General features: G+C 49.7%; 29 protein-coding genes. 10 read left to right on the plus strand and 19 right to left on the minus strand.

All coding sequences use genetic code 11. The annotated features are described in order from the left end of the window. Positions 1–6: 6 nt before the first annotated feature. Complete coding sequence (locus LCM29_RS07685; protein WP_271305325.1) at positions 7–699, minus strand: response regulator transcription factor; 693 nt, start codon at positions 697–699, stop codon at positions 7–9. A gap of 22 nt (positions 700–721) precedes the next feature. After that, on the minus strand, positions 722–1,846 hold the full coding sequence (locus LCM29_RS15255) for a sensor histidine kinase (protein ID WP_214785931.1): 1,125 nt from the start codon (positions 1,844–1,846) through the stop codon (positions 722–724). Between the two features lie 180 nt (positions 1,847–2,026). Between LCM29_RS15255 and LCM29_RS07695 the strand changes: the two genes are divergently transcribed. Further along, positions 2,027–2,668: a YigZ family protein gene (locus tag LCM29_RS07695; protein ID WP_214745866.1), complete on the plus strand. Its 642-nt coding sequence runs from the start codon at positions 2,027–2,029 to the stop codon at positions 2,666–2,668. 41 nt (positions 2,669–2,709) lie between these two features. Beyond that, positions 2,710–3,717 carry an LCP family protein gene (locus LCM29_RS07700; protein WP_224861797.1) on the plus strand — a complete coding sequence of 336 codons (1,008 nt, stop codon included), beginning with the start codon at positions 2,710–2,712 and terminating at the stop codon, positions 3,715–3,717. Between the two features lie 40 nt (positions 3,718–3,757). On the opposite strand, the gene LCM29_RS07705 is transcribed toward LCM29_RS07700, so the two are convergent. The 5 genes from LCM29_RS07705 to LCM29_RS07725 form a co-directional block, all read right to left on the minus strand. Continuing rightward, the gene (locus LCM29_RS07705; RefSeq protein WP_074033780.1) at positions 3,758–4,810 is read right to left on the minus strand and encodes a glycosyltransferase family 4 protein; all 1,053 of its coding nucleotides are present in this window, start codon (positions 4,808–4,810) and stop codon (positions 3,758–3,760) included. A 124-nt stretch (positions 4,811–4,934) separates the two neighbouring features. Further along, positions 4,935–5,345: a hypothetical protein gene (locus LCM29_RS07710; protein ID WP_224861799.1), complete on the minus strand. Its 411-nt coding sequence runs from the start codon at positions 5,343–5,345 to the stop codon at positions 4,935–4,937. 209 nt (positions 5,346–5,554) lie between these two features. Beyond that, a complete protein-coding gene (gene pgmB / locus LCM29_RS07715) occupies positions 5,555–6,220 on the minus strand; it encodes a beta-phosphoglucomutase (RefSeq protein WP_074033782.1) in 666 nt (221 codons plus the stop codon). Between the two features lie 200 nt (positions 6,221–6,420). Next, positions 6,421–6,756: an Asp23/Gls24 family envelope stress response protein gene (locus tag LCM29_RS07720; protein WP_074033784.1), complete on the minus strand. Its 336-nt coding sequence runs from the start codon at positions 6,754–6,756 to the stop codon at positions 6,421–6,423. A 74-nt stretch (positions 6,757–6,830) separates the two neighbouring features. After that, positions 6,831–7,886 (minus strand): acyltransferase family protein, encoded by a 1,056-nt coding sequence (locus LCM29_RS07725; RefSeq protein WP_214793707.1) that lies wholly within the window; start codon positions 7,884–7,886, stop codon positions 6,831–6,833. A 329-nt stretch (positions 7,887–8,215) separates the two neighbouring features. Between LCM29_RS07725 and LCM29_RS07730 the strand changes: the two genes are divergently transcribed. Next, positions 8,216–8,704, plus strand: a complete 489-nt coding sequence (locus LCM29_RS07730; protein ID WP_224861801.1) for a hypothetical protein — start codon at positions 8,216–8,218, stop codon at positions 8,702–8,704. A 5-nt stretch (positions 8,705–8,709) separates the two neighbouring features. On the opposite strand, the gene LCM29_RS07735 is transcribed toward LCM29_RS07730, so the two are convergent. Together LCM29_RS07735 and LCM29_RS07740 are read right to left on the minus strand one after the other, a co-directional pair. Further along, positions 8,710–9,309 carry an alpha/beta hydrolase gene (locus LCM29_RS07735; RefSeq protein WP_224861803.1) on the minus strand — a complete coding sequence of 200 codons (600 nt, stop codon included), beginning with the start codon at positions 9,307–9,309 and terminating at the stop codon, positions 8,710–8,712. Next, a complete protein-coding gene (locus tag LCM29_RS07740; protein ID WP_224861805.1) occupies positions 9,306–10,250 on the minus strand; it encodes a ring-cleaving dioxygenase in 945 nt (314 codons plus the stop codon). Before LCM29_RS07740 ends, LCM29_RS07735 begins: the two co-directional genes overlap by 4 nt. Before the next feature lie 116 nt (positions 10,251–10,366). On the opposite strand from LCM29_RS07740, the gene LCM29_RS07745 reads away from it, so the two are divergent. The 3 genes from LCM29_RS07745 (at position 10,367) to LCM29_RS07755 (ending at position 12,930) form a co-directional block, all read left to right on the plus strand. Next, positions 10,367–11,257 (plus strand): ABC transporter ATP-binding protein, encoded by an 891-nt coding sequence (locus tag LCM29_RS07745; protein WP_224861807.1) that lies wholly within the window; start codon positions 10,367–10,369, stop codon positions 11,255–11,257. Further along, a complete protein-coding gene (locus LCM29_RS07750; RefSeq protein WP_224861809.1) occupies positions 11,247–12,440 on the plus strand; it encodes an ABC transporter permease in 1,194 nt (397 codons plus the stop codon). Before LCM29_RS07745 ends, LCM29_RS07750 begins: the two co-directional genes overlap by 11 nt. Before the next feature lie 64 nt (positions 12,441–12,504). Continuing rightward, entirely contained in the window at positions 12,505–12,930 is a 426-nt protein-coding gene (locus LCM29_RS07755; RefSeq protein ID WP_214693732.1) for a hypothetical protein, read from the plus strand. A gap of 53 nt (positions 12,931–12,983) precedes the next feature. Here the strand turns inward: LCM29_RS07755 and LCM29_RS07760 are convergent, their stop codons facing one another. Both LCM29_RS07760 and LCM29_RS07765 read right to left on the minus strand, forming a co-directional pair. Next, entirely contained in the window at positions 12,984–13,589 is a 606-nt protein-coding gene (locus LCM29_RS07760) for a helix-turn-helix domain-containing protein (protein ID WP_224861811.1), read from the minus strand. Between the two features lie 90 nt (positions 13,590–13,679). Beyond that, positions 13,680–14,180 carry a PTS glucose transporter subunit IIA gene (locus LCM29_RS07765; protein WP_012727005.1) on the minus strand — a complete coding sequence of 167 codons (501 nt, stop codon included), beginning with the start codon at positions 14,178–14,180 and terminating at the stop codon, positions 13,680–13,682. Between the two features lie 208 nt (positions 14,181–14,388). On the opposite strand from LCM29_RS07765, the gene LCM29_RS07770 reads away from it, so the two are divergent. Further along, entirely contained in the window at positions 14,389–16,083 is a 1,695-nt protein-coding gene (locus tag LCM29_RS07770) for a M3 family oligoendopeptidase (protein WP_214785949.1), read from the plus strand. A 31-nt stretch (positions 16,084–16,114) separates the two neighbouring features. On the opposite strand, the gene LCM29_RS07775 is transcribed toward LCM29_RS07770, so the two are convergent. The 4 genes from LCM29_RS07775 to LCM29_RS07790 form a co-directional block, all read right to left on the minus strand. Next, complete coding sequence (locus tag LCM29_RS07775) at positions 16,115–17,182, minus strand: DUF389 domain-containing protein (RefSeq protein ID WP_224861813.1); 1,068 nt, start codon at positions 17,180–17,182, stop codon at positions 16,115–16,117. Positions 17,183–17,316: 134 nt separating this feature from the next. Continuing rightward, positions 17,317–18,210 carry an aldo/keto reductase gene (locus tag LCM29_RS07780; protein ID WP_318247820.1) on the minus strand — a complete coding sequence of 298 codons (894 nt, stop codon included), beginning with the start codon at positions 18,208–18,210 and terminating at the stop codon, positions 17,317–17,319. Then, complete coding sequence (locus LCM29_RS07785) at positions 18,207–18,710, minus strand: cupin domain-containing protein (protein WP_224861815.1); 504 nt, start codon at positions 18,708–18,710, stop codon at positions 18,207–18,209. The genes LCM29_RS07780 and LCM29_RS07785 overlap by 4 nt, the downstream gene beginning before the upstream one ends. A gap of 81 nt (positions 18,711–18,791) precedes the next feature. After that, the gene (locus LCM29_RS07790) at positions 18,792–19,118 is read right to left on the minus strand and encodes a winged helix-turn-helix transcriptional regulator (RefSeq protein ID WP_012727011.1); all 327 of its coding nucleotides are present in this window, start codon (positions 19,116–19,118) and stop codon (positions 18,792–18,794) included. Between the two features lie 265 nt (positions 19,119–19,383). Between LCM29_RS07790 and LCM29_RS07795 the strand changes: the two genes are divergently transcribed. From LCM29_RS07795 to LCM29_RS07805, 3 genes are all read left to right on the plus strand, one after another. Continuing rightward, positions 19,384–20,586, plus strand: a complete 1,203-nt coding sequence (locus tag LCM29_RS07795; protein ID WP_224861817.1) for an MFS transporter — start codon at positions 19,384–19,386, stop codon at positions 20,584–20,586. Positions 20,587–20,596: 10 nt separating this feature from the next. Beyond that, positions 20,597–21,544, plus strand: coding sequence for an LLM class oxidoreductase (locus LCM29_RS07800; RefSeq protein ID WP_214785958.1), 948 nt, complete (start codon positions 20,597–20,599; stop codon positions 21,542–21,544). A gap of 84 nt (positions 21,545–21,628) precedes the next feature. Beyond that, positions 21,629–22,738 (plus strand): low temperature requirement protein A, encoded by a 1,110-nt coding sequence (locus LCM29_RS07805; RefSeq protein ID WP_224861819.1) that lies wholly within the window; start codon positions 21,629–21,631, stop codon positions 22,736–22,738. A 37-nt stretch (positions 22,739–22,775) separates the two neighbouring features. On the opposite strand, the gene LCM29_RS07810 is transcribed toward LCM29_RS07805, so the two are convergent. The 4 genes from LCM29_RS07810 to LCM29_RS07825 all read right to left on the minus strand — a co-directional run bounded on the left by LCM29_RS07810 (position 22,776) and on the right by LCM29_RS07825 (position 25,937). After that, on the minus strand, positions 22,776–23,204 hold the full coding sequence (locus tag LCM29_RS07810; protein ID WP_074033810.1) for a CBS domain-containing protein: 429 nt from the start codon (positions 23,202–23,204) through the stop codon (positions 22,776–22,778). A gap of 256 nt (positions 23,205–23,460) precedes the next feature. Then, on the minus strand, positions 23,461–24,264 hold the full coding sequence (locus tag LCM29_RS07815; protein WP_224861821.1) for an alpha/beta fold hydrolase: 804 nt from the start codon (positions 24,262–24,264) through the stop codon (positions 23,461–23,463). Between the two features lie 75 nt (positions 24,265–24,339). Next, positions 24,340–25,452 (minus strand): M14 family metallopeptidase, encoded by a 1,113-nt coding sequence (locus LCM29_RS07820; RefSeq protein WP_224861823.1) that lies wholly within the window; start codon positions 25,450–25,452, stop codon positions 24,340–24,342. A gap of 86 nt (positions 25,453–25,538) precedes the next feature. Then, positions 25,539–25,937 (minus strand): hypothetical protein, encoded by a 399-nt coding sequence (locus tag LCM29_RS07825; RefSeq protein WP_214874696.1) that lies wholly within the window; start codon positions 25,935–25,937, stop codon positions 25,539–25,541. Between the last annotated feature and the right edge of the window lie 12 nt (positions 25,938–25,949).

Here is a 25,949-nt window from a genome sequence, read left to right on the forward strand (position 1 = left end):
TGACGCTCAAATCTCGACCCATCCCCGGCGAATCGCATCGACGACCGCTTGCGTCCGGTCGTTCACATCCATCTTACGGAGGACAGAGGACACATGGTTTTTAACCGTTTTTTCACTGATGAACAACATGTCGCTGATGTCTCGGTTCGATCGCCCATCCGCGAGAAGGTGCAGCACCTCGACCTCACGACGTGACAACAGTTGGTACACCGGGTCATCCGTGCGACTTTCGACGCCACGACCCGCTTGTTCCCCTTTGAATTGTAAGAGGCGACGGTATTCTTTCAAGACGTTTGTCGTCACTTTCGGGTGTAGGTAAGCCCCGTCCCGAGCGACGGCACGGACCGCCGAAATCAATTCGGTCGATGCCACTTCTTTTAAGAGAAAACCAGACGCGCCCGCTTCGAGCGCATGCGTGATATAAGACTCATCATCGTGGATCGAGAGGATGAGGACGCGTGTCTCCGGTGACAAGAGCGACAGTTGCTTCGTCGCCTCGATCCCGTTCATGTCCGGCATGTTGATGTCTAAGATCATGATCTCCGGTTTTTGCTCGCCGGCGATGCGAATCGCCTCGCGACCCGTCCGTCCTTCTGCGACGACCGTAAATTCATCTTCTAAATCAAAAATCCGCTTCAATCCTTCGCGGAACAGTTCGTGATCATCCACGATTGCAATGCGTGTCTGTGTCATTTCCATGTATGTCTTCCCCCTTGTTCTCTCACGGAATCGGAATCGACATGCGGACGACCGTCCCCTTGCCGACTTCCGAGTCAATGGTGATACTTCCGTTCACCAACTCAATTCGCTCACGCATCCCGACGATCCCAAACGACTCTTCGCCAATCGAACTCGGTTCGAAACCGATGCCATAGTCGCGGATGTGAAGGTGAATCACATCGCTCGCCTGTTCGACATTGACGATGATTTCTGGCGTCTTGGCATGCTTTATCGCATTTTGCACCGCTTCCTGCACGAGACGGAACACGTTGATTTCTAACTTCTCCGGCAGACGGGCACGTGACCCGCGATAGTTGAGACGCGTCTTGATGGCCGTATACTCCTCCGTTTGGTGGAGATAGCGCTCGAGCGTCGGTAAAAAGCCTAAATCGTCAAGCGACATCGGACGCAAATCGTAAATCAGGCGACGTACGTCGACGAGTGCTCCACGAATCAACTTTTTCAATTCATGTAATTCGGCAAACGCTTCATCTTTCCCTCGTTTATCAAACGTCTTTTCAATCAAGTCGGCACGAATCAAAATGTGGGCAAGCGATTGCGCCGGTCCGTCGTGCATCTCGCGAGCGAGGTGACGTCGTTCACGCTCGGCCGCTTCGAATACACCGATGGCCATCTCCTGCTTTTTCATCATGTCCGAATATTCTTGTTGCAGGTCATCCCGTAAGAAGTTCAAGACGACGCTGACACGACCGATCAGCTTTTCGGCACGTTCAATCGTGTCCTCTAAAATAAGAAGACGTCGTTCTAAATCGTTACGACGCTGCTGGGCCGCCATCTCTTCTTTTTGAACGAGAAACCGCTCCAGTTGCATCTGATTCGCCCGTTCATAGGCGTCACGAATTTCTTGCTCACTATGTATATGAAACTTTTTACTGACTTGAACGAGCTTGGCTTTCGCGGCTTTCACGAGTCGGTCGAGTCGATCGGACTCCTCGATGTAGAACTCGATTTTATCCGTCAATTCTTTCAACTCGTTTTGAATCGCAGAATATTCAGTTGATGAACTTTCGGTTATACGGACAATCTCCTCTTTACTTTCCGTCACCGTATCAATCATATTTGTTATGATATGTTCTAAAGCTGTCCGATCGGTAATATGATTCACGATGCCATCCCCTAATAGTTCGGTAGTTAATCCTCATCTATCCTTATATATCGTCCACTTGAAACCAGGTTTACAGTGAACATGAGAGATTTTCTATAAATTGCATTCGCCAATTGAAGCGTGTGTGCCTACTTGAATTCTAAAAAAAATATTTAAAAATAGAAAGGAGAATTTTCAGAAATGTCTATTGAGTCAAATTATACTATAAAACAAAGTGGAACATACGAAGTCGTCATACAAAAGTCAAAATTTATCGCCCACTTCAAACGTGTCGAAACCGAGGAAGAGGCGCAGTCGTTTATCCAAGGCATCAAAAAAGAGCATTGGAACGCGAACCACAACTGTTCTGCCTACATCATCGGGGAACGAAACGAGCACCAGAAAGCGAACGATGACGGGGAGCCGAGTGGTACAGCGGGCATGCCGATGCTCGAGGTGTTGCGGAAACGTCACCTTAAAGACACTGTCGTCGTCGTGACACGTTATTTCGGAGGCATCAAATTAGGCGGAGGCGGACTCATCCGGGCATACGGTGGGACCGTCAGCGAAGGACTCGATGCGATCGGGATTGTCGAACGCTTGCAAATGCAGCAATTGACGCTCACCGTCGACTACACCTGGATCGGTAAAGTCGAGAACGAATTGCGACAATCTACCTACTTGCTCGACGATATCTCGTACGCCGACCTCGTCACGTTTCACGTTTCAGTACCCGTGGAAGAGACAACTGTAGCGCTCGATTGGCTGACAGATATGACAAACGGTCAAGGCGCGCTACAAACCCACGATATCCGCATCATCGAACGTGATTTCAAACGCTGAAACGCCTATACTAAAAGAAACAACTGAAATGAGGAATCCACATGGAAACACCCCCACGCAAGAATAAGTCAACTTGGAAAATCGTCCTCATCGTGTTGGGTGTCGTCTTGCTGATCGGCGGTTCTGCTTTCGGCTATTTTGTCTTCAAAGCGAACGAGACCGCCGAGAATGCGAACAAAGAGTTGGAGCGTGGCGACAAGTCTGAGCGTCGCGACGAGACCATCGACTTGACGAAAGACCATTTCTCCGTCCTGTTAGCAGGGGTCGATGGCGGCGCCTCGCTTGAAGAAGGTCGAAGTGATTCGTTGATGGTCGCGACATTCAACAAGGAATCACGTCAAGTGACACTCGTCAGCATCCCGCGCGACTCGTATGTCGACATCATCCTTGATGAAGGAGACCCGTTCAAAGACAAGATCAACCACGCTTACTCGTATGGAGGCATCGATACGACCATTGCGACCGTTGAAAACTTGCTCGACATCCCCATCGACTACTATGCGACCATCAATTTTGATGGCATTGAAGACCTCGTCGATGCGGTCGGCGGCGTCGAGATCGACGTACTCATCCCCATTTCCGGAAAAGCGACCGGAAACGTCGAGTTAGAGCCGGGTGTTCAAGTATTGAATGGAAAAGAAGCGCTCGCATACGCCCGCATGCGAAAAGAAGACCCTGCCGGCGACATCGGTCGGGCCGGCCGACAGCAACAAGTCATCGAAGCCATCATCAACGAGGCGACCACGATCAACTCGTTCACCAAATTGAACCGGATCATGAACGCGGTCGGCGAGAACATTCGAACGAACATGTCCTTGTCGGAAGCCTCACAGCTTCAACCGTATACGAAATCGCTCAAGTCGTTCAATCGCGAAACACTTGAAGGAACCGATTTGACGTTGAACGGTGTCTATTATTACGAGCTCGATCCCGCTGACCTACGAGACGCGCAAGCCCTTCTCCAAACGGAGCTTGGAATGCCCGTCACAGCTGACGAACCGTCAACCGATGAGACAGACGACTCGATGACCGAGACGACGATTTACTAAAGAATACGGCCGATATCGCTAGGCGATACCGGCCGTTTGTTTATGTCCTTGGTCGACCAAGAAGTCGACGGGACGTTCGGATGATGGGTTTATAGTTCGGATGAATGAGTTCCGTCGATTCGACAATCAATTCGATGACAATCAGGACCACGACGAACGTGATGACCGCACCGAGCATTGTCGTCTTCGCAAACAAGATCGATGAGATGCCGAAGAATAGCGTCATCCCATACATGAGCAGGACGGCTTGGCGCGTCGTGAACCCCATGTCAATCAACTGGTGGTGCATATGCGACTTGTCCGGTGACATCGGAGGTCGACCTTGGACGAGCCGGCGGACGATTGCGAAAATTGTATCTGAGATTGGCAACCCGAGCAAGAGGACCGGGACGACGAGAGAAAACAACGTCACGTTTTTAAAACCGATCAGTGAGAACACGGCGAGCATGTAACCGAGAAACAGCGCTCCTGTGTCCCCCATGAAAATCTTCGCCGGGTAGAAGTTGTGGACGAGAAAGCCGAGCGTACTCGCGAGTAACAATAAAGCCATCATCGTCAAATAGACGTTCCCTTGAATGATTGCCAAGACGGCAATCGTTCCGAGGGCGATACTCGAGACACCAGCGGCGAGCCCGTCGAGTCCGTCAATCAAGTTGATTGCATTCGTAATCCCGATCAACCAAAGAACCGTGACCGGGATGCTCCATGACCCGAGGTACAGTTGCTGATCAAACGGGAGATTGACGAGCTCGATACGCATCCCTGAGTTCAAGACGACGACCGTCGCAATCATCTGACCCATCAACTTCACGCGGGCAGAGAGCTGGAAACGGTCATCGATCAGTCCGGTCAGGAGAATCACGACGGCCCCGATCAAGATGGCGTCATTATAGCGACTCGTCGGAAGCAGTAGCGCATAGCCGATAAAAAAGGCGATGAAGATCGCCAGACCACCGATTCGTGGCATCGTCCGTAAATGTACTTTTCGTGCGTTCGGATGATCGACTGCACCGATAAAGAATGCGAATCGACGAACGAGCGGTGTAATCAAGATGGCCATTACAAAACTGACCAACATGGCAATCCATAGCATGGGCCGACAGTTCCTCTCTCAAAAAAATAGACTCTGACGATTATATCATATTTTAAACCATTCAGTTTATGTCAGTCCGTTTACAACAAAAAGGCCGACGGGTGCTCTCCCCATCGACTCTAGATTATGAATGTGTCACTGCCTCTTTATCTGTTACAGGCTCGTATGTATAGAGGCCGCGGCCAATCTTTTTTATCTCTGGGTTGACCCCTTCGATTTTCACCATCAATTGGTAGATATTACTGATGTGATGACGATATCTAAGTTCAAGCTCCATTTGAATGTCACGTACACTCATGGTTTGTCGTTCTTTTAATAAGTCGGTCACTTGATGGACATATACATCTAGCGGATAACGTTGATTGACACGTCGAGGGCGTAAGCGTTTCGACATTTCCGAGAGTGCCGTTTCTCGATCTTGGTCTCGATTCAATTCAGAAACTAAATATTCTGCACGTTGTTGGAGTTGTCGATATGACTCTTCAATTTCTAACAATTCTCGATAAATATGGTCATTCTTATTAGTAAATTCCATGCACAAATCCCCTTCTATATACAATTCAAATCTATAATTCTATTTATATAAATTATTTACAAAAATATCTCTTTAGAATTGTAACGGATTTGTAATGTGTTTGTCATCTCTTTTTGGACAATATTGTCTATTCGGGACTTTTGATTCAATAGAAAAAGACGGCGACTGTTCGGGGCAGTCGCCGTCTCACGGAAGATGATTGTAGTCCATTACACGCGAGCGCGTTCGAGAATGCGATCGAGTGAAAGTTCATCGGTAGAAGCAACGATGAGGTCTGCATGACCAAGCATCGATTCTTCCCCGACGGCGACAGCAAACATGTTTGCCGCTTTGATTGCAGTTACGCCGGCAGCCGCGTCTTCAACGCCGATGGCGAGTTCGGGTTTCACGCCAAGGGCAGAAGCAGCTTTCAAAAACACTTCGGGGTGTGGTTTTGACTGGGCGACAGTTGCTGCATCGACAATATGGTCGAAGTAATGACGGACACCTAGTGCGTCAACAACCGCAAATGCGTTCTTTGAAGCAGACGCCATTCCGATTTTAAGTCCCGCCTCTTTGATTTCATCAAGGAATGAAACGATGCCAGGAAGAAGATCGTCAGATGAGATATGTTGAATGAGTTCAACGTAATGCTCGTTTTTCTTTTGAGCGAGTTCTTCTTTCTCTTCCGGCGTGAAGTCGTTCTGTTTTCCGCCGAGCGTAAGGATCCGCTCGAGCGATTCAGTCCGACTCACCCCTTTGAGCGTTTCGTTGAATTCGCGGTCAAATGGAATTCCGAGCTCTTCACCGAGCTGCTTCCAAGCGAGGTAATGGTACTCTGCCGTGTCAGTGATGACACCGTCCAAATCGAAAATCACTGCTTCAATCGTTGACATACATGCTTTCCGCCTTTCCTTCAAATGCTTGTGTCGTCAGACTACATTTAGGGAACTTGACAAGTACCCGTCGCACGTTTGGTCAATGATGCAAACGGTTGCACTTGTTCGATTTCTATTATAAATGAAAACGTTATCTTGATGCAACCGTTTTCGCAAAAATCAAAAAAAGAGAAGAGCTCTCTGCTCTCCCCTCTCATTTACAGTTGGATCCCTACGACTTTCACGTTCACCGAACGCGGTGTCATCGCAAGCATCGTATCCATATCTTGCGTGATTCGCTCTTGAACCGCCGTCACCGTTTTGATGATTGACTGCCCATATGCGATATAAAGTGACAAGTTGATCGTGATGCCTTCTTCTGACTCATCGACTTTCACATGCTTCATGAGCGCACGCTCTGACAATTTCGTGTCTTCTTGCGTGAACGATACGTGTTTCGTTTCTTTGACCGCGACTGCGGCGATCATTTCTACGACGTGACGTGAGACGTTCACGTCACCTTCTGTGCTGTGCATTCCATTTTCGTATGGCATAGGGTCACTTCCTTAACTCTAGTTTCGTTTCCTCTTTATAAAGTGTAGCGGAAATGAAGCGTTTAGAAAAGACTTTACCCTTTCACACCCTTCGTATTTTGTACGCGCCTCACGTCAATCTCGACGAGCGGACGTAAGAGACGGACCATCGGTGGACTGATAATCACGAGTACCATCACGAATGCGACACCGAACAAGACGAGCAATTGCATCCACGACGTCGGCATGAATCCAGCCGGCACGAACGCTTTCCAAGCGACCACGAAGAAGACGTGAACGAGATAGACATACAAACTATATCGTCCTGCCCTCGAGAAGATTGGTAGTTTTCGTCCCGGAATGATGAGCGCAAAACTGATCGACATGAGAAGTGACACCGTATAGACAATCAAGAAAGCGAACGGTCCGCTCCACATCGCCTCCGGCACCGCCGTATCATAAGCGAAGCGGAACTTGAATAAGTTTCCGATATGATAGAACGTGTCATCTTGTTGGACGCGCATGGAAATCAACAGGCCAATCGTCAACGTGACAAAGACGATCGCTCCACCAATCCGATAGCGGTTCCGTTGTTCGGCCCGTTTCGGCAATTCAAAGAAGTTGAGTGTGTTCCGTTCAGACATCCAGTTCCCAATCAAGAAGAACGGATAGAACATGATTACTTTTCGTAACGCGAAATAGCCGGTCGCCTCAGCCTGGAACCCGAACAAGAGCGCAAATAGAAGCGCGTATAGGACATACCCTTTCAGCTGCGTCACGTACGGGGTAATGATGTACCAGAAGATAATCGCCATCAAATACCAGAGTGCCCAATACGGTTTCAACAGATTCAGTCCCGGATTCTCCAGCGAGAAAATCGGGATGCCTTCTGTGAAAGCGAACCATGACCCGAGAATGACTTGCCAGATGACGTAGACGACGAACAACTGGATCACACGTAAATAACGGTTCTCCCGATAGAAGTAACCGCTTAGCATAATGAATAACGGCATATGGAAGGTGTACAGGAACAAATACACCCACTTCGGAAGAATGTCGTCATAAGCGCCGCGGACGTCCGTCAACAAGTGACCGAACACGACGAGTAAGACGAGTACTCCCTTAATATTGTCATACCAATAATTTCTCATAACATTCCCTCTAGTTCTTTATGATGATTGCGATGAAGCTGACCTTCATGTTTTCACGTTCAATTCGCACACGGACTGCATGGAAGGTCAGATGGAAAAATCCCTCACCTATCATAATCGATTCCCTCGCCAAGTGAAATTACGTTTCAACAAAATTTTCATGTCTTCACTGTCATCATTCCCATAATTCGCGTATTGCAAGCCGAAACGTCAAAAAATCCTCACGATTCAGCACGTTGTGGGCGTATTCAAATAGACGGGATTGGGTACAGTATAGTATAGTAGTGTTACTAAATATTCAGAATATTCTAATAAAGGAGGTGGAGAGAATGGCTTCGATCATCCGGAATCGACATCATATGGTGCACGACCCGAAACGTTCATTCTCTAACTTCGGATTCTGGTGGTTAATCAGCAGCTTTTCCGTCGGGCTACTGATGGTGGCCTTTGAGTCGGTCCGTAACGGGTTCTCTGCCATTCATCCTGTGTTGTCTAGTATGGCCTTCCTCGGTCTCACGTTCGCGCTCGGTGTGTGCGCCAAATTGGTCCGTGACGTCTGGTGGCTTAACTATCTGCTCGAGCGCACCCAAAACCGGCACTTATACATCGGTGGCGACACGCTTCAGAGCTGGCAGTATACGCTCGACTCGATCTGGTTGCTCACGCGAACCTCACAAAAAAAGCTCGGCCGATTGTATATCCAAATCGACCGAACCGTGCATGCTGAGGAAGCGAAACGTCTATTCGCCGCCTATTTGATTGACCGAGGTGTCCTCGTCGTCTATTCTCGTCCGAACAAACCGAAAAAAATGGCTTGAACGAATTAGTCGAGGTGAGCGGCGATCCATGTCCGTGCCGCCTCGACTTCTTCCATGCGCACTTCATGCCCACCCGTATGATAGAAGAGCTCGACGTCCGCTCCGGCATTCCGGAGTGTCGATGTCAGCTCTTCTGTTTCTGCTTTTGGACAAATCGGGTCGCGCTCTCCTGCCGAGATGAATACGTTCATACCTGACAAGTCAGGCAATGTGAGCGAACGGTCCGGGACCATCGGATGGAACAAGAGTGAAGCGGCGAATGCTGGTTGACGGTATAGTGCCGAACCAATCAAGTTCGCCCCGTTCGAATATCCGATTGGGATCATCTTGTCGCGTTTGATGTCATATTCCGCTGCCGCATCATCTAAAAACTGAAGGAAGCGCTCCGTCTGTTTCTTTAAATCTTCGAGGTCGAGCACGCCTTCCGCGTGACGACGGAAGAAGCGGGTCATCCCATTCTCAAGAATGTCCCCTCGTAGCGTCAGGACGTTCGATTCCGGTGATAACTCTTTTGCGAGCGGGATCAAGTCTTGCTCGCTCCCCCCTGTTCCGTGCAATAAGACGAGCGTCGTCTCTTTCGTTCCTTGAATGAATTGATGAATCATATCCGTTCTCCTTTCGGGATTGTAATCGTTGGTAGCGTGCGGACAATCTTGTCACGGTCCGCTTCAAGCCATGGTGGTAGGCGTAACGTCTCACCGAGCGTGTCGATGGATTCGTCCACGGTGAACCCAGGTACGTCTGTCGCGAGTTCGTGTAAGATCCGTCCGGCATCGTGGAAATAAACCGAGCGGAAATAGTTTCGTTCTTTCACTTCGGTCGGTCTCAATCCAAGGTCAAAGATGGCGTCTTGCCACGTCGGATAGTGTTCACCGTCCGCGACCCGCCAAGCGATATGGTGGACCGTACCCGTTCCGGGCACACCGTTCGGAAGAATCGTCTTTTTGACGTCGATGACGTTCCCATAGTCAGCCGTCCCTTTCAGCCGTACCCATTCCTCGTCTTCTCCGACTCGTTCAAATCCAAACAGTTCCGTCAACAAGCGTACGGTTTCGTCTGGTGCTTTTGATAATAATGTCGCGCCCGCGAATCCGACGATTGCCTCATCCTTCGTGACGCCTGGGATGACCCAGCGCGTCTGTTTCGTCGTCGGTCGAGCGACGAGTTCGACGACGAGTCCGTCCGGGTCTTCAAACAGAAGTGACGGCTCCTCGAACCGTTCCGTGGCGACGGTCGCAATTCCATGCTGTTGTAATCTTTCTTCCCAGAACGGTAAACTTCCTGCCGGCACGAGATATGTCGTCACGCCGACTTGACCGCTCCCGACCTGTCCTTTCCCTAACCCAGGGATTGGGAAGAAGGTGATGACGGTTCCCGGTGTGCCGACCTCATCCCCGAAATAGAGATGATACGTACCCGGGTCATCAAAATTGACGGTCTGCTTCACGAAACGAAGACCGAGTACTTGTCCATAAAAATCAAGCGTACGTTGCGGGTCTTGTACCATCGATGAGATGTGATGGATGCCTGTAGACTGCGTATTCATTGTCATCCTCCTTTATTATCTTGATTTCAAGATAAATCATTTGCTAGAAAAAGTGAAACTTTTTGCTCACGGTGGCGTACGATAAGAAGAGAGACATTCTAAGGAGGTATAAGAACATGGCATTACAGATTGAACGAGTCACCAAAGAATTCGGTGACTTCACCGCTGTCGACGACCTCACGTTCCGCGTGCCACAAGGAGAGATGTTTGGTCTTCTCGGAGCGAACGGTGCTGGCAAGACGACGACGTTCCGGATGATCCTCGACATTTTGAAACCGACCGACGGAAGCATCACATGGAACGGCAAAGCGGTCGACCATCGGATTGTCGGATACTTACCCGAGGAACGAGGACTATACCCGAAGTCGCAAGTTCGTGAACAACTCGTCTTTTTAGCCAGTTTGAAAGGCATGCGTTCAAGCGATGCCAAACGTGCGGTCAAATCATGGCTCGAACGGCTAGAGATTCCTCAATATGAGACGATGCGCGTCGAGCAACTGTCAAAAGGGAATCAGCAGAAAATCCAACTCGTTGCCGCGCTGCTCCACAACCCCGAGCTCGTCATCTTAGATGAGCCGTTCAGTGGACTCGACCCGGTCAACGTCGAAATTCTGAAACGCGAGGTGCTCGCTTTGCGTGACGCCGGAACGACCATCGTCTTTTCGAGTCACCGGATGGAACATGTCGAAGAGCTCTGTCAACATGTCGGCATTTTGAAAGGTGGACGTGCCGTCGTCAGTGGTGACGTACCCTCCATCAAGTCGCGTTACGCCGAGCCAGCTCTCTTCATCGAGACGGACCAGATTCACGTGCTCGAATCACTCACGGTCATCGAGACGATTAAGCCGTATAAGTCCGGCCATTTAGTACGTCTACATTCATTTGATGATAGCGACGTCGTCCTATCGACACTCGTTCGCCATCAGGCAAACGTCAAGACGTTCATGCGCCAACCGGTATCGCTCAATGACATCTTTATCAAGGAGGTCGGACAGCATGTTTCATAACTTTGGACCGCTCTATGCATTCACTCTCAAATCGAGGATTCGTTCGAAAGCGTTCGTCATCTCGACGGCGTTGACGATTCTATTCATCTTCGGATTTACGAACATCGACCGCATCATGTCCTCATTCGAGGATTCAGAACAAGCGAGCGCCCTCGTCGTAACGGAAAACACAGCGCTCGTCGATACGATGAAGTCGCTCGGCTACGAAGACGTTGCCATGAGTGACATCACCGAAGAAGAGGCACGCGCCGGAATCAATGGCGGCGAATACGGAGTCGTTGCTTTCGTCAACGGTTATGACGCCCGTGTCATCTCGGAGCGCCCAGAGCAGGAATTCACGACCATCTTGCAAACGTCGCTTCAACAATTGCGTAATGCGGAGTTGATCGAATCAGCCGATGTCGACCCGGCCGTCATCACGGCCCTCAGTGAACCGATCCAACTCGATGAGTCGTATCTCGGGCGCGGAGGCGAGAACTCGGATGAGCTGCTTTCGTCTTCGGCACTCGTCTATGTCATGTTGATGCTCCTTTACATCTCGATCATCACGTACGGATCGATGATTTCGACAGAAGTGACGACCGAGAAGTCGTCGCGGGTCATGGAACTGATCATCTCGACGACGCATCCGGTGACGCACATGCTCGCCAAGGTGTCCGCCATCGGAACGCTCGCCCTCATCCAGATCGGAATCTTCCTCGGGTTTGGTTATGTCAGCGCGAGCGGCAGTGAGTTAGCAACGACCGTCATCGAAAACGCCGGGAATGCGCGAGCTGTCATCTACTTACTCGTCTTCTTCCTACTCGGCTACTTGTTGTACGCATCACTCTTCGCCGTCCTCGGCTCACTCGTCAGCCGCGTCGAAGAATCCCAACAGATGGTCATGCCGGTCATCATGCTACTCGTCGCAGCATTCTTAGTGGCGATGTTCGGCTTGAACAATCCGGACGCGACCATCGTGACGATTCTCTCGTTCGTCCCGTTCTTTGCCCCGATGCTCATGTTCCTTCGGGTCATGCTCGTCGATGTAGCCGTGTGGGAAGTCGCGCTCTCGATTGGCTTACTCATCGGAACGATCGGTGTGACGCTTTGGATTGGCTCGAAATTCTATCGTGGCGGTGTCTTATTCTATGGAACGAACGCCATTAAACAATGGCGACAAATATTACAAAACCGCCAATAACGTTTACAGCAAATTCGTTTTCGTTTACTCTAAAGAATGTGCAAAATGAGGAGGAAAACGAACTATGCGATCACGATTACTCGCGGCCTTAATCTTTACGTTTATGACGACGCTCACGACGTTCATCTGTTATACCGTCTTCTTAGACGCGGATGCGTTATGGCAAATCCTGCTTGCGTATGCAGGTAGTACATTTATCGGAACGCTCGCGTTTTGGTATCCGGTCAGCAGACGTCCACAAACGTCTCGCTTCGGTGGCGCATGGATCGGCATCATGATTACTGCAACGACACTCATTGGCTTCACCGTCATCCGCTTCACATTCCGCGGCGACGCAGCAGCTCTGCTCGACTGGCAAACGGTGCTGGCGAGTCTTGCTTACACGTTCGGGTATGTCGGATGGGTGCTCACAATCTTGAATATCGTGCTCGGCTTTTTACTTGCCGGCACTCGTCCGAAAGTACGCTACGAAGCGCGTCCGATGCGCTGATGAATGGAAATGACCAGGAGAGTGATTCTCCTGGTCATTTTTTTGGTTCTATATCACTGCAATTTATATGATTTGTCCACGACGCCGTACTCTGCATATTGGAAGGAGTTGTCCGCGAACTGGTCGGGGACGAGTCGTTCCACATAACGAGCGAACGGGACGATGTGACGATTTGGATTTGAATCATGGGAGCGTCCGAGGTCAAGGACGGCGTCGACGAGTGCTTCGAGGGCATGGTGCGACGTCGGCTCTTCGTCTTCTTCAAAGATTCGCTGCAATTCGTCTTCGTGCATCAAGTCGAAGATGCGCATCCGCTCCTCGAGTTGTCGTTGCATCTCCTCGACGGACTTTCCGTGCATCGCCTCCTCATAGGCGAGCTTCATCTGTTCGATTTCGGGTACTTTCCCTCGCATCAACACTTTGAGCGACTCTCCCGTCCAAATGTGACGCGCCAAATAATTGGAATCGATGCGCAGAGCTTCTGCGAGCGCCTCTATGTAAGGCATCGTCGGATAGACCTCACTCAGTTCCGTACGTCGAATAAAATACGGGGCGACGCCGATTTGTTCCGCAAGCGTCTCAATCGATAATCCAGCCCGCTCTCGCAAGATTCGAATCCGGTCCCCGTATCCCCGGTATGGTGCATTTTTACCATCCATCTCATTTCCCCCTTCCCTCTCTTCATTATAATTCCCGAATTCACAAAAAAATACTCGGAAGCGTAGGCTCCCGAGTCATGAATCGTTCTCTTATTTCTTCGTCAATTCGACGACTTCTGAAGATCCAGCTGTCACCGTGTCGCCTTCTGCGACAAGTTTGTTCACGCCGAAGCTGTCATGGTTCGTGATGATGATCGGAGTGATTGTAGATGGAGCGTTCGCTTTGATGAAGTCGAGGTCGAACGTGACGAGCGGGTCGCCTGCTTTGACAGACTGACCTTCTGTGACGTGTGTCTCGAAGCCTTCACCTTTAAGGTTTACCGTATCCAAACCGATGTGGATCAAGTACTCTGCACCGTTGTCTGCGTTGATGCCGATCGCGTGTTTCGTCGGGAATACCGTTGCGATTGTTCCGCTAACTGGTGAAACGACTTTGCCTTCAGTCGGCTCGATCGCAATTCCGTCACCCATCATTTTTTGTGAGAATACTTGGTCCGGTACGTTCGTGATGTCGACGACCTTTCCTGTAAGCGGTGAAACCGCGTTGAGTTGTTCTTCTTTACCACCAAATAGTTTTTTAAAGAATCCCATAGCTTAATCCCTCCAACATGTTCTATTGAATCGAAGTCTTCACTTTTATACCCGAAAAGCTAAAACTTCAATCCCTACCTTATTAACGGTATAGTAGATATAAGGTAGTGCGAAATCGTTTTACACATCGTAAGAATACGAGTGTGCAATCGCTTTTGCAAGCCCTTTTTACACTTTATAAAAATTTCACACGATGGAGGCGCTTACAATGACGACTTTCACAAAATTGTCATATGAACGGCCCGACTTGGACGCTTTGAACAGCAGATTGTCGGACTATTCTGCCGAATTACAGCAAGCGAGCACACTAGAGGAAGCGAATGAACTCATTCGTCAAATCAACAAGGAACGGAACGACTTTGAGACACAAAGTCAACTCGTCGCGATCCGACACTCGGTCGACACACGCGACGCTTTTTATGAAGAAGAACAATCTTTCTTCGACGATGCACTACCGGTTTATGAGAAAGAGATTCAAGCATACTACCGCGTCTTGACGAACCACGAACTTCGTTCTGAACTCGAAGCGGAATGGGGTAGCCAGTTGTTTTCTCTCGCCGAGCGTGCACTCGAGACATTCGAGGAGTCGCTCATCCCGAAATTGCAGGAAGAGAACCGCCTTGCGACGGCATACCAAAAGGTCATGTCAGCGGCACAGATTGAATTTGACGGCAAGACACTCAACTTGTCACAGTTCGGTCCATACCTTCAGTCACCTGACCGCGATGTCCGTAAAGCCGCATCCGTTGCCCGCTATACATACCTTTCTGACAACGGTGACGAGCTCGACCGGATTTACGGAGAACTCGTACGGGTTCGGACAGAGATCGCACACGCGCTCGGCTTCCCATCATTCGTTGAACTCGGTTATGCACGCATGCAACGCGTCGGATATGACGAGTCGATGGTCGACAACTTCCGAAAACAAGTCCGCGATGTCATCGTCCCGCTCGCTTCTGCGTTAAAAGAGAAGCAGGCGAAACGCATCGGTGTCGATCATCTTTACTATTACGACGAGTCATTCGTCTTCCCGGACGGTAACGCGACACCTCAAGGGGATGAGTCGTTCATCATCGAAGGCGGCAACAAGATGTATCAGGAACTCTCGAACGAGACAGACGAGTTCTTCCAATACATGCAAGAACGCGGCGCCCTCGATTTGACGGCGAAACCAGGTAAAGCTGGCGGCGGATATTGCACGTACTTGCCGTCTGAAGGTCTCCCGTTCATCTTCTCGAACTTCAATGGGACAGCTGGAGACATCGACGTCCTCACACACGAAGTCGGTCATGCCTTCCAAGTGTACGAGAGCCGCCATTTGACGACTCCGGAATACGCTTTCCCGACATATGAGGCGTGCGAAATTCATTCGATGTCGATGGAGTTCTTCTGTTGGCCATGGATGGAACTCTTCTTCGGCGACCAAGTCGACAAGTACAAGTTCAACCACTTGGCTGGCAGCATGACGTTCCTTCCGTACGGTGTGCTCGTCGATGAGTTCCAACACGTCGTCTACCGCAACCCGGACATGACAGCTGCCGACCGTCGTCAAGCATGGCGCGACTTGGAGAAGGTGTACCTTCCGCATCGTGACTACGAGACGAACGACTATCTCGAATCAGGTGCATGGTGGCACCAACAAGGGCATATCTTCCAAAGTCCGTTCTATTATATCGACTACACGCTCGCGCAAGTGTGTGCGTTCCAGTTCTGGGTACGCATGCATGAAGACCGCGAAGCGGCATGGAACGATTACCTCACACTCTGTCAGGCAGGCGGAAGCCGCTCGTTCCTCGAACTCGTCGAACTGGCTGGTCTCAAATCGCCATTCGCAGACGGCGTGTTGAAAGAAACAATCGATCAAATCGAAGACTATCTCTTGAAACATCCGCTCGCGAACTAACAAGAAAGACCATCGAAGAATCGATGGTCTTTTAGTTTGGATTGATTTCGTTCTGCAGTTCGAACGGCAAGTCCTCTAAATCAATTTGACGGCTGTCGAACAGATTGAACTGTTGGAGGCGACTTTCCAAATACTTTTGAAGCAGTTCAGCTACCTTCTCCCCGGACAATCCGTTCAAGTCCGGGACTTGCGTCACCGATAGTTCGATGGTACGAAGCCCGTAGTCCGGCAACCGCGATTCGATGTCGGCAAGTTCTTCTTCGGTCAACCGTTTCCCTGTAGTCGTCACGAGAAGAAGATTGTCATCTTCTTGATAGTCCTGACTGATAATGATGGCATCTGAGAATTCTTCTTCGATGAAGTTATTGATTCCCGTCCGGACGATGCTGTCTTGAACGAGCGTCGCGGCCGAAAAGATACTCGGAACGACGATCAGGACAGATAAACCGATGAGAAGTCGATTGATTTTTTTATGGTTCGCATCCTGTTTCGTCAACACTTGAGAGATGCCCATGAACTTGACCCCGATGAACGTGGCGATGGCGATGAACGCACAGTTGATGACGAACAGGTAGCTCGAACCGATTAAGTAGTCGAGATTGCGTGTTGCAATCGAATAGCCGACCGTACAGAGCGGTGGCATCAAGGCGGTCGCGATGGCGACCCCCGGGACGATGTTGTTACTCATTTTCTTTTGCGCCCCGATAATCCCCGCGGTTCCCCCGGCGAAGGCGATGATGACATCCCAAATCGTCGGTTCGGTCCGGGCGATGATTTCATTACTCGCATAGGTGATTGGGGAGATGGCGAAATAGATGGTCGCGACGGTGAGACTGACCGCGACTTGGACGAGCAGTAAACGAACACCCGCCCGCAATAACTTCATATCATAAAGCGACAAGGCGAGACCGATACTTAAAATCGGTGTCATGAGTGGCGAAATTAACATCGCCCCGATAATGATGGGAATGGAGTTCATATTGAGTCCAATGGATGCGATAAAAATAGAACACATCAAAATGACGGAATCACTCGGCCGTACCTTTAAATTCGAGTACATCTTGTCTTTGAATTCTTCGGCGGTATACGTCTGTTCCATTTGGTCTTCAGCTCCCTTGTCGTATCAGTCTCCTCTACACAAGCAAGTCCTTTCTTTATTTACCCGCAACACGAAAGCGACAATCGATTTCGGCAAAAGAAAAACTGGACCTTTGATTGGTCCAGTTCACATTATTAAATGACATCTAGCGGTTGTTTCGTCGTCGGTGGTGGGAATGCTTCATCGAGCGCCGCAAAATCTTCCTCACTCAAATCGAGCAAGAGCGCTGCCGCATTCTCCTCGACGTGCTCGGCCTGCCCCGCTTTCGGGATGGCAATCACATGTCCGCTCCGAACCGTCCAGGCGAGTAAAATTTGTGCGACCGAGGCACTATACGCCTCTGCGATCCGATTGACCGTCTCGTTTTCGAAGACGTCTTTTTTCACGTCACTTCCCTCGGCGAGCGGTGCGTATGCCATGACCGGGATGCCTTGTTCTTCTAGATAAGGAAGCAGGTCATACTCAATCCCTCGACTCCCAAGATGATAGAGCACCTGATTGACCGCGCAGTTGTCTCCGTTCGGTAAGGCGAGAAGTTCTTTCATATCCTCGACATCGAAGTTCGAGACACCCCATGCCCGAATCTTACCGTCTGCCTTTAGCTGCTCCATCCCTTGAATCGTCTCCTCGAGCGGGGCATCCCCTCGCCAATGGAGTAAGTAAAGGTCGAGATAGTCAGTCCCGAGTCGTTCGAGTGACGCATCGCATGCTTTGACGAGTTTGTCGCCGTATGCATTGTATGGATACACTTTCGAGACGAGGAAGACGTCTTCGCGTCGGTCTTGAATCGCTTCGCCGACCAACTTCTCGGATGCCCCTTCCCCGTACATCTCAGCCGTATCGATGACATGGAGTCCGCAGTCGAGTCCTGTCCGAAGTGCTTCTACCTCAGCGTCATGCTTCGACTTCTCTTCCCCCATACGCCACGTCCCTTGCCCGAGTGTGCGCATCTCCCGTCCGTCTTTCAATTCGACGACATTCTGTTTCAATGCCGCGAGTAATAAAGAATGTGGTAGTCGTTGATTCATATCGTTTCCTCCTTTGTCCATGCCTCATGTAACGGTCCCGTCGTCCCGAAGACAGGGTCGTATGTCGGTTTCTCGACTTGTTCGATTCGCTTTACGTTGTCCGGTCGCTCTTCCGTCTTCCCGGTCAACGTGTCATAGTCACGACCGTCCGGGTATGCCCCGACGACTTGAAAGTCTCTGCTCGCCTCGATGCGCCGATGTCCTGTTCCCGCCGGCAAGACGAGGACATCACCTGCACTGACGCGTACGAGATCACCGTTCGTCCCTCCGAGTTGAAGGGTCGCCTCGCCGTTTAATACGCCCAACACTTCATGCGTGTTGCTGTGATAGTGATGATAATCGAACACCCCATTCACCCAACTGTTCGTCCATTCATTATGAGCGAACGTTTCTTGCATCCCGCTCGGGTCATCAAAGACACCACGATACAGAAGCGCCGGATAGTCGGGATGATTCGGGATCGAGCCGTCATCTGTAAACAAAAAAGTTTTCAAGTCCATCCTAAGTCCCTCCTTGTCTCTGTCCCTGTACCCGACTTCCCCACACAAAAAACGGTCGCCCTCTATGGACGACCGTGATTGTTATGAAATGACCTCTTCTCCAGACTGGTCGATATGGCACTCGCCCCAGGCGCACATGGCGTCTAAAATCGGTTTAAGTGACCATCCATACTCTGAGAGTGAGTAGATGACTTTCGGTGGAACTTGTTCGTACACCGTACGCACGACGACCCCGTCCGCTTCTAGTTCACGCAATTGTTGGGTGAGCATCTTCTGGGTGATGTTCGGCATGAGTTTACGCAACTCACTCGTCCGACGCTCTCCTTTGATCAAGTGACACATGATGACGACTTTCCATTTACCGCCGATGACGTCAAGCGTCGCTTCGACCGGAATATTATATGGCATATCATTTCCTCCATTTCTCACATAGGCACTTTTTGGTGCCTACCGCACTTTAAAGTACGTACTTCTCAAACGGTTTTCATGCCCTTATGATAGCAACTATAGCAAATCAATACAAGTTCATTTCGCTCGTAGCACCCTCTTGAGACGGTAAGGTACTTTTTCGACCGTACTGAACAAATAGAGGAAAGCGAGATGTCTTTGCTATCGGGAGACGAAGGGCCCTCGTCTTCCACACCATTTTTTCATCAACTAGGAGGAACTACTCATGAATCAACCTATTTCACAACCTGTTGAAGAACAGGCACCTAAAAATGGAGGATTGGCGTTACTCGCCCTTGCCATTAGCGCTTTCGGCATCGGGACGACCGAGTTCGTCCCTGTCGGATTGCTCGCATCCATCGCAAGTGACTTAAACATCGGGATCACACTCGCGGGTCTCATTATTTCGGGATATGCCATTGGCGTCGCCGTCGGTGCACCGATTTTAACGGCACTAACGAACCGGATGAACCGCAAGACGTTACTCATGGCACTGATGGTCGTCTTTATCGGCGGAAACTTGGTCTCTGCCATGTCGACCAGCTTTGAACTCTTGATCGTCGCCCGATTTATCACCGCGTTCTCGCATGGTGTCTTCTTCTCAATCGGAGCAACCATCGCCGTACAACTCGTACCACCGCATAAAAAAGCGAGTGCCATTGCACTCATGTTCACAGGTTTAACTGTCGCGACCGTCACAGGTGTCCCACTTGGTACGTTCATCGGTCAAGCGTTCGGATGGCGTGCCACATTCTTTGCCGTCGCAGCACTCGGTGTCGTTTCAATCATCGCCAGCTTCTTCTTGATTCCGAAAGATTTGAAACAGTCACCACCGGCGAAGTTCTCTGATATGAAGAAACTGCTCACGAACGGTCGTCTCATGCTCGGATTCTTGATCACAGCACTCGGTTACGGCGGAACGTTCGTTGCGTTTACGTACTTGACACCCATCATGCAAGACGTGACAAAAATTAGCCCGAGCTTAATCAGCGTCGTCTTACTCGTTTACGGAATCGCAGTCGCCATCGGGAACGCGGTCGGCGGAAAACTCGCCAACGAAAACCCGGCGAAAGCATTGTTCTATATGTTCATCGTTCACGCAGCGGTCATGATCATCATGTCGTTCATGATTCCTTTCAAAGTGGCTGGTCTCATTGCCATCGTCTTGATGGGACTTCTCGCCTTCATGAACGTGCCTGGACTCCAACTGTATATCGTACAATTGGCTGAAAAATATGTACCAGCTGCTGTCGATGTCGCATCCGCACTCAACATCGCCGCCTTCAACATCGGAATCGCCCTCGGTGCGACAATCGGCGGACTCGTCGCCGATTCAATCGGACTCGTCCACACGCCTTGGGTCGGTGGCATCATGGTCATCATTGCCGTCATCTTGACAGCCATCTCTCGTCGTTTGGAAGCAAACTAAGGAGGAACCTATGTTCAACAACCATAAAAGCTACAACCGGATGTATCGGGAGGGCGAGCTTACGCTCGGCCTCCACATCCCTTTAGAAAATTTTAAAATGCGTACTCCGACACTCGAACGTCAAGTCGAACTCGCCCAAAAGGCCGATGATTATGGCTTCACGGCGCTCTGGTTACGGGATGTTTTACTCAAAGACCCGAACTTCTTGGACCCTGCCGTCGGACAGATTTATGACATGTTGATCTACGGGACCCATTTACTCGGTCAAACAAAAAACATCGCGCTCGGTACATCCGCGCTCGTCTTACCACTCCGTCATCCCCTTCGTTCAGCGAAGGAAGTCGCGACGATTGAGGCGTTATTCCCAGAACGATTGATTCTCGGAATCTCGTCAGGCGACCGTCGTGCCGACTTCAAAGGACTCGGAGTCGATCACCCGACACGCGGCGACCAGTTCAAAGAATCGCTTCGTGTCATGGAGCAAGCACTCTATTACAACTACCCAACGATTGACTCACCTTATGGGGAAGTCGAACAGGCAACGCTCGTACCACGTCCGAAGAAACGGATCCCGACGATGATCACTGGATTCGCACAACAAGATATGGACTGGCTCGGGGCGAACGGGGACGGATGGATGTACTACCCACAGGCACCTTTCGCGCAGCAGCAAGTGCTCGACGCTTGGCGTGAAAGCGGTGAGGCACACGGTCGTGCTTTCCGTCCCTTCTCGATGCCGATGCATCTTGACTTGACGCATGACCCAGATGAGCCACCGACGCCAATTCGCCTCGGTTTCCGCCTCGGTCGCAACCACTTAATCAAATTGCTCGAAGCGTATCGTGCCATCGGTGTGAATCACCTCTTCTTCGCCCTCTTCGACGGGGAACGTCCGGCTGAAGAAGTCATCGATGAATTAGGAGAATATGTACTTCCTCATTTCCCACCCCTTGATTGAGGTTTGCCCTTCATTTTCGAAATGAAGGGTTTTTTGTGAATCGGACGGGTAAATAAAAAGGAATCTATGAAAAGGAGTCCTCTCATGCCCTCTCATCATGAAAAGGTAGAAAAGATTGAACTGTTTTTTGACTTGGTATTTGTATTTACGTTCATCCAACTCACATTGAAACTCGAACATCATTTGAGTGTTCATGCGTTTTTAGAAGTTCTCGTCCTCATGTCCCTCATTTGGTACATCTTTGAAGGGTATATTTGGTTGACGAACACGACCAAACTGACAAGAAGGAATCATCAAATCTTCATGACGCTCGGGATGATTGGCTTTATGCTCATTTCCGTCGCCATCCCAAAAGCATATGATCAAGATGGCTTCATTTTCGGGCTTGGCTTTTTAGTGATTGTCGCCGTGCATTCGACGCTATTCTTGTTGCACAGTAATGAGGATACGAAAAAAGCGATGCTTGCCATCGTACCGTACAATGTCTCCTTTAGCATCATCATCCTCGTCGCTTCGCTGTTTGAGGGGGACGTACGCCTGATTGTATGGGGGATTGTCGCGATCGTTGCGGTATTAGGTCCTCTTGTACAGAAAAACAGAGGGCAGTTCGAAGTGTCGTCCTGGCACTTCCTTGAGCGTCATTACTTGATTCTCGTCATCGCCCTTGGCGAAACGATTGCATCGACCGGTCGAGCTGCGATTGATGAGGATTTAACGTCGGATGTCGTTCTGACAATGATTCTTGCCCTTATGCTGACCGTTCTGCTTTGGTACTCCTACGTGAAGGACGATGAAGCAAGAGAAAATCGTTTTAAAGACATGCATACGGATAAACGAGATCAGACAGCCAAGGCCGGATTCTATTGGTCGCATCTTTCAATGTTCCTCGGCATCATCTTACTCGCCGTCGTCAAGATCACCATCGTGCACGATCCGATGCAGACACTCGATTTGGCACATCGGATCACGTTGTATGTCGCCATCGTCTTGTTTGGATATGGTGTCATTTACTTCAATCGCCTGTTCTTCAAAGTGTCGTGGAAGCGACTCGCGGTTCTTGCGGTCCTACTCGTCATCCCACTCATCGCACCCTATTTACCGGCAATCATACTTTTACTCGTGATCGCCTTGATTTATTTCATCGCAATGATTGCTCCACTTCCGTTCTTGAAAACAAAACAGAAAGAAACGTAAAACAAGCCAGAACCGGGATTCGGTTCTGGCTTGTTCGTCATCGGACTTCATTCTCCAGTTGTTTCAACTTTGATGAATAATACTCGATGATGTCACGGCGTCGGATGATGCCGATGAAGTATTTGCCGTCATCGACGACCGGCACGAAGTTTTGATCCGTGATCGCATCGACGAGTTCTTCGATTTGGGCCGTAATGGATACCGGCTTATAGCGAACGCGTTGCTTGATGTCTTTTAGACGTGTCCGGAGCACTTTTTCATAGTCTTCTTCCCCGCGAAGCTGTTCTGCGAGTGCCCAGAGTAAATCCCCCTCTGTCATCGTCCCGGCGTAAAATCCGTTTTCCGAAACGAGTGGGACAGACGTGAATCGATGATGCTTCATCTTTTCAAGTGCTTGTCGTACCGTTGATTCGGGGTCCAAATATTTGACGTCTTCTTTCGGATATAAAAAGAAAGCGATGTTCATTTAAATCTCTCCTCAATCTGTTAATCCACCCCGTTATTGTACCATGAATGGTAGGACAGGTTGAACTAAATCCATGTGCCTAGCTTTATTCATCCCCCTTTCTCCAAAACGACACAAAAAAACATCGTGACTCTTGTCACAGCGATGTTTCGGTGATTCAAAAGAATTGGAAGGGAACTCCAATTGATTTATACCCGTTTTAGTTGGTTCTTATCCATCTACACAAACAAAAAGACCCCCATCAGGAGGTCATAAATTATTTTACAAACTGTAAAAGTGTGTCGTTAAATTTCTCACGCTCATCGAGAACTGTCCCATGCCCACTCTCTTCAAATCGTTCAATGCGGGCGTTCGGAATGCCTTGTTCCATCTGTTCTGCGAACTCGAATGGGCAGATTTTATCGTGCACTCCGTGAATGATTAACGTCTCCACGTCAACCTTTGGAAGAGCGTCACGAAGGTCTTCGTCTCGGAGCGCTTTTGCAGAGGCAATCGTTCCGTGACTCGAAGCCACGAGCGCAAGATGATGGAACCAATTCTGCATCGGTTTCGAATGTTCTTTTTCAAAGAAGATTTCCCCGAATCCTTCGAGCATCTTCGGCCGGTCGGCTCGCGTATCTTCGATCAACGCATCGACCTCGTCCGTCGTCATCCCGTATGGATAGTCTGGACGTTGTGTGAAAATTGGTGCCGCTGCTCCCGCTAACACTAACTTTTTCAGACCGTCTTCTTTATAGTCTGCTGCATATCGCACTGCAATTGCCCCACCCATCGAGAATCCAACGAGTGTAAAGTCTTTCAGGCCTAGACCGTAAACGACCATATGCACGTCGGATGCCATTGTCTCATAATCATAGCCTGTCGCCGGGGCATCAGACTTACCATATCCCCTATAGTCAATCCCGACATAACGATAGCCTGCTTCGACAAGCGCATTCTTCTGATACTCAAACATGTTGTTGTTCGCCGGCCAACCATGTAAAAATACAATCGGTTCCCCAGAACCGACATCTTCTACATATAAATTTGTTCCGTCATGTGCTGTAATGTATCCCATCATTCACCCTCCGTAGTCATTGTTAAGCGTAAACACTCACAACCTACTTGTTCCCGTTTCCGATTCCTGAAAACCTTCTCATGTGTCACGCCAGAGCGATTCTCCTTTTAAGTAACCCTCAATGGCTTTTGCACCTTCTCGTAACACCGCTTCCCGCCAAGACGAGTCGTCTGGATAAAACATCGCCATAAACTCGTTTTGAATCCCGTTACGCGCTTCGGGATCTTTCGTCCCTTCGAAGTACAGGCGATTCTCTAAAATGATCGTCAAAAACTCGCGAATAGAGGCTTTCGTCGACGTTCCGAACGTCCCGAACTCAAAGAGAGCAGAGACGAGTCCTTTGTCTGGATACTCCGTGTCTCGTACATAGTAGAAGTGGTTCGTCGAGTCCCCGAGTACTTCATCTGGGTCATACACTTTCACGTTGTCGAGACCGTATGCCTGTTTCAACTCGTCTTCGGTGCGACCGTCTCGCTTACTGATGACCATCGTCACTTCGTTTGTCGGGCCGAGTGCGGTATGCCAATCGAGATGAACCACTTTCTCGTAGCGCTCCAGTAGATCATGTTGAATGCCTTTCAAGAAGATGGCTGACGGTTCGTCTTCTTCTCCGCCATAGTACACACCTTTCGGGAATTGGTACTGTCCCATCCCTTTCGCTCCACTCATCGCTTTGAAGCCATCGAGCTTAATGCCAGAGCCGAGGAACGAATAAATCTGTTCACGGGCCTCATGGTAGTCGTCAATCACTCCGTCCGGTACGAAGAGATGGCGCATCAGCTCATATTCACGGTTCACGTTATACGGCACAGATTCACGGTCGATCACATAGTTCCGATTTAAATCAACATTATGCTCGTTGACCCGGCGGAAGTGTTTCATTCCCCACGGATTGACGGCATGGATGAGACAAAGGCCTGTCGTTTCATGTCGCAGTTGTGGCAATTGTGTTTGAACAAATTGATGCGTCACTGCGGCACCTGCATATCCTTCAATTCCATGTTCCCCGATGGTCATGAGAAGTATAGCTTTTCGATCTCGTTTCGGTTCGCCTAAGATGATGTCGATGCTTTCGTCCCCAATCGAATGCGTCAACAGCTCCGCTTTCGGATAAAAGCGTTTCACCTCCGGCAACAAATTGATGAACTTCTCTCGCGACTCTTCATAGGATGATGAAAAATACTGGCTCATCGCACTCTCCTCCATTCTTTTCTCTCTACTCCATTCCCATCCTGCGACAATCTAAAAACGCCTCCTGAAAGAGGAGACGTTTCGAGTCAAGGTGTTCGGATCCGTTTCGTATGTTGACGCCGGAATGCCATCACGTAGAAAATCGGACCAATCAAGACGGCACCGAATAACCAATAGAGACCCGCGTTCGCATACAATCCTTCAAACGAACGGAACACCCAGGCGAGGACTGTGAACGCGACGATCAGCTCGACGGTCCACAACAATCCACGACGAACCGCTAGGAGAATCGTATTCGTTTTTTGGAAAAAGGCTGCGACGAAAGCAATCAAAAATGCTGGGAAACTCGAGAGCCACAACATGCGATTGAGTGAGGACTCGGCAAAGTATGAGTTTCCGAGAGAGACGGTGATGAGGAAGTGCACCAATATAACGAGCAAGACGACCATCCATCCGACGAACACATCACGTTCCATTTTTCTCATCACAACCAGCTC

This window comes from Exiguobacterium aestuarii (genome assembly GCF_020171655.1).
GTDB classification, from domain to species: Bacteria; Bacillota; Bacilli; order Exiguobacteriales; family Exiguobacteriaceae; genus Exiguobacterium; species Exiguobacterium aestuarii_A.

Bases quoted from the DNA above. Each gene is read 5' to 3' on its own strand.
- pgmB (WP_074033782.1), bottom strand. From the start codon at position 6,220: ATGTCAACGATTGAAGCAGTGATTTTCGATTTGGACGGTGTCATCACT.
- LCM29_RS07745 (WP_224861807.1), top strand. From the start codon at position 10,367: ATGGCATTACAGATTGAACGAGTCACCAAAGAATTCGGTGACTTCACC.
- LCM29_RS07705 (WP_074033780.1), bottom strand. From the start codon at position 4,810: ATGCTATGGATTGCCATGTTGGTCAGTTTTGTAATGGCCATCTTGATT.
- LCM29_RS07815 (WP_224861821.1), bottom strand. From the start codon at position 24,264: ATGATGGGATACATTACAGCACATGACGGAACAAATTTATATGTAGAA.
- LCM29_RS07820 (WP_224861823.1), bottom strand. From the start codon at position 25,452: ATGAGCCAGTATTTTTCATCATCCTATGAAGAGTCGCGAGAGAAGTTC.
- LCM29_RS07790 (WP_012727011.1), bottom strand. From the start codon at position 19,118: ATGCCATATAATATTCCGGTCGAAGCGACGCTTGACGTCATCGGCGGT.
- LCM29_RS07685 (WP_271305325.1), bottom strand. From the start codon at position 699: ATGGAAATGACACAGACACGCATTGCAATCGTGGATGATCACGAACTG.
- LCM29_RS07800 (WP_214785958.1), top strand. From the start codon at position 20,597: ATGTTCAACAACCATAAAAGCTACAACCGGATGTATCGGGAGGGCGAG.
- LCM29_RS07785 (WP_224861815.1), bottom strand. From the start codon at position 18,710: ATGGACTTGAAAACTTTTTTGTTTACAGATGACGGCTCGATCCCGAAT.
- LCM29_RS07755 (WP_214693732.1), top strand. From the start codon at position 12,505: ATGCGATCACGATTACTCGCGGCCTTAATCTTTACGTTTATGACGACG.
- LCM29_RS07750 (WP_224861809.1), top strand. From the start codon at position 11,247: ATGTTTCATAACTTTGGACCGCTCTATGCATTCACTCTCAAATCGAGG.
- LCM29_RS07740 (WP_224861805.1), bottom strand. From the start codon at position 10,250: ATGAATACGCAGTCTACAGGCATCCATCACATCTCATCGATGGTACAA.
- LCM29_RS07795 (WP_224861817.1), top strand. From the start codon at position 19,384: ATGAATCAACCTATTTCACAACCTGTTGAAGAACAGGCACCTAAAAAT.
- LCM29_RS07720 (WP_074033784.1), bottom strand. From the start codon at position 6,756: ATGCCATACGAAAATGGAATGCACAGCACAGAAGGTGACGTGAACGTC.
- LCM29_RS07695 (WP_214745866.1), top strand. From the start codon at position 2,027: ATGTCTATTGAGTCAAATTATACTATAAAACAAAGTGGAACATACGAA.
- LCM29_RS07725 (WP_214793707.1), bottom strand. From the start codon at position 7,886: ATGAGAAATTATTGGTATGACAATATTAAGGGAGTACTCGTCTTACTC.
- LCM29_RS07775 (WP_224861813.1), bottom strand. From the start codon at position 17,182: ATGGAACAGACGTATACCGCCGAAGAATTCAAAGACAAGATGTACTCG.
- LCM29_RS07765 (WP_012727005.1), bottom strand. From the start codon at position 14,180: ATGGGATTCTTTAAAAAACTATTTGGTGGTAAAGAAGAACAACTCAAC.
- LCM29_RS07735 (WP_224861803.1), bottom strand. From the start codon at position 9,309: ATGATTCATCAATTCATTCAAGGAACGAAAGAGACGACGCTCGTCTTA.
- LCM29_RS07710 (WP_224861799.1), bottom strand. From the start codon at position 5,345: ATGGAATTTACTAATAAGAATGACCATATTTATCGAGAATTGTTAGAA.
- LCM29_RS07760 (WP_224861811.1), bottom strand. From the start codon at position 13,589: ATGGATGGTAAAAATGCACCATACCGGGGATACGGGGACCGGATTCGA.
- LCM29_RS07810 (WP_074033810.1), bottom strand. From the start codon at position 23,204: ATGAACATCGCTTTCTTTTTATATCCGAAAGAAGACGTCAAATATTTG.
- LCM29_RS07770 (WP_214785949.1), top strand. From the start codon at position 14,389: ATGACGACTTTCACAAAATTGTCATATGAACGGCCCGACTTGGACGCT.
- LCM29_RS07700 (WP_224861797.1), top strand. From the start codon at position 2,710: ATGGAAACACCCCCACGCAAGAATAAGTCAACTTGGAAAATCGTCCTC.
- LCM29_RS07780 (WP_318247820.1), bottom strand. From the start codon at position 18,210: ATGAATCAACGACTACCACATTCTTTATTACTCGCGGCATTGAAACAG.
- LCM29_RS07805 (WP_224861819.1), top strand. From the start codon at position 21,629: ATGCCCTCTCATCATGAAAAGGTAGAAAAGATTGAACTGTTTTTTGAC.
- LCM29_RS07825 (WP_214874696.1), bottom strand. From the start codon at position 25,937: ATGAGAAAAATGGAACGTGATGTGTTCGTCGGATGGATGGTCGTCTTG.
- LCM29_RS07730 (WP_224861801.1), top strand. From the start codon at position 8,216: ATGGCTTCGATCATCCGGAATCGACATCATATGGTGCACGACCCGAAA.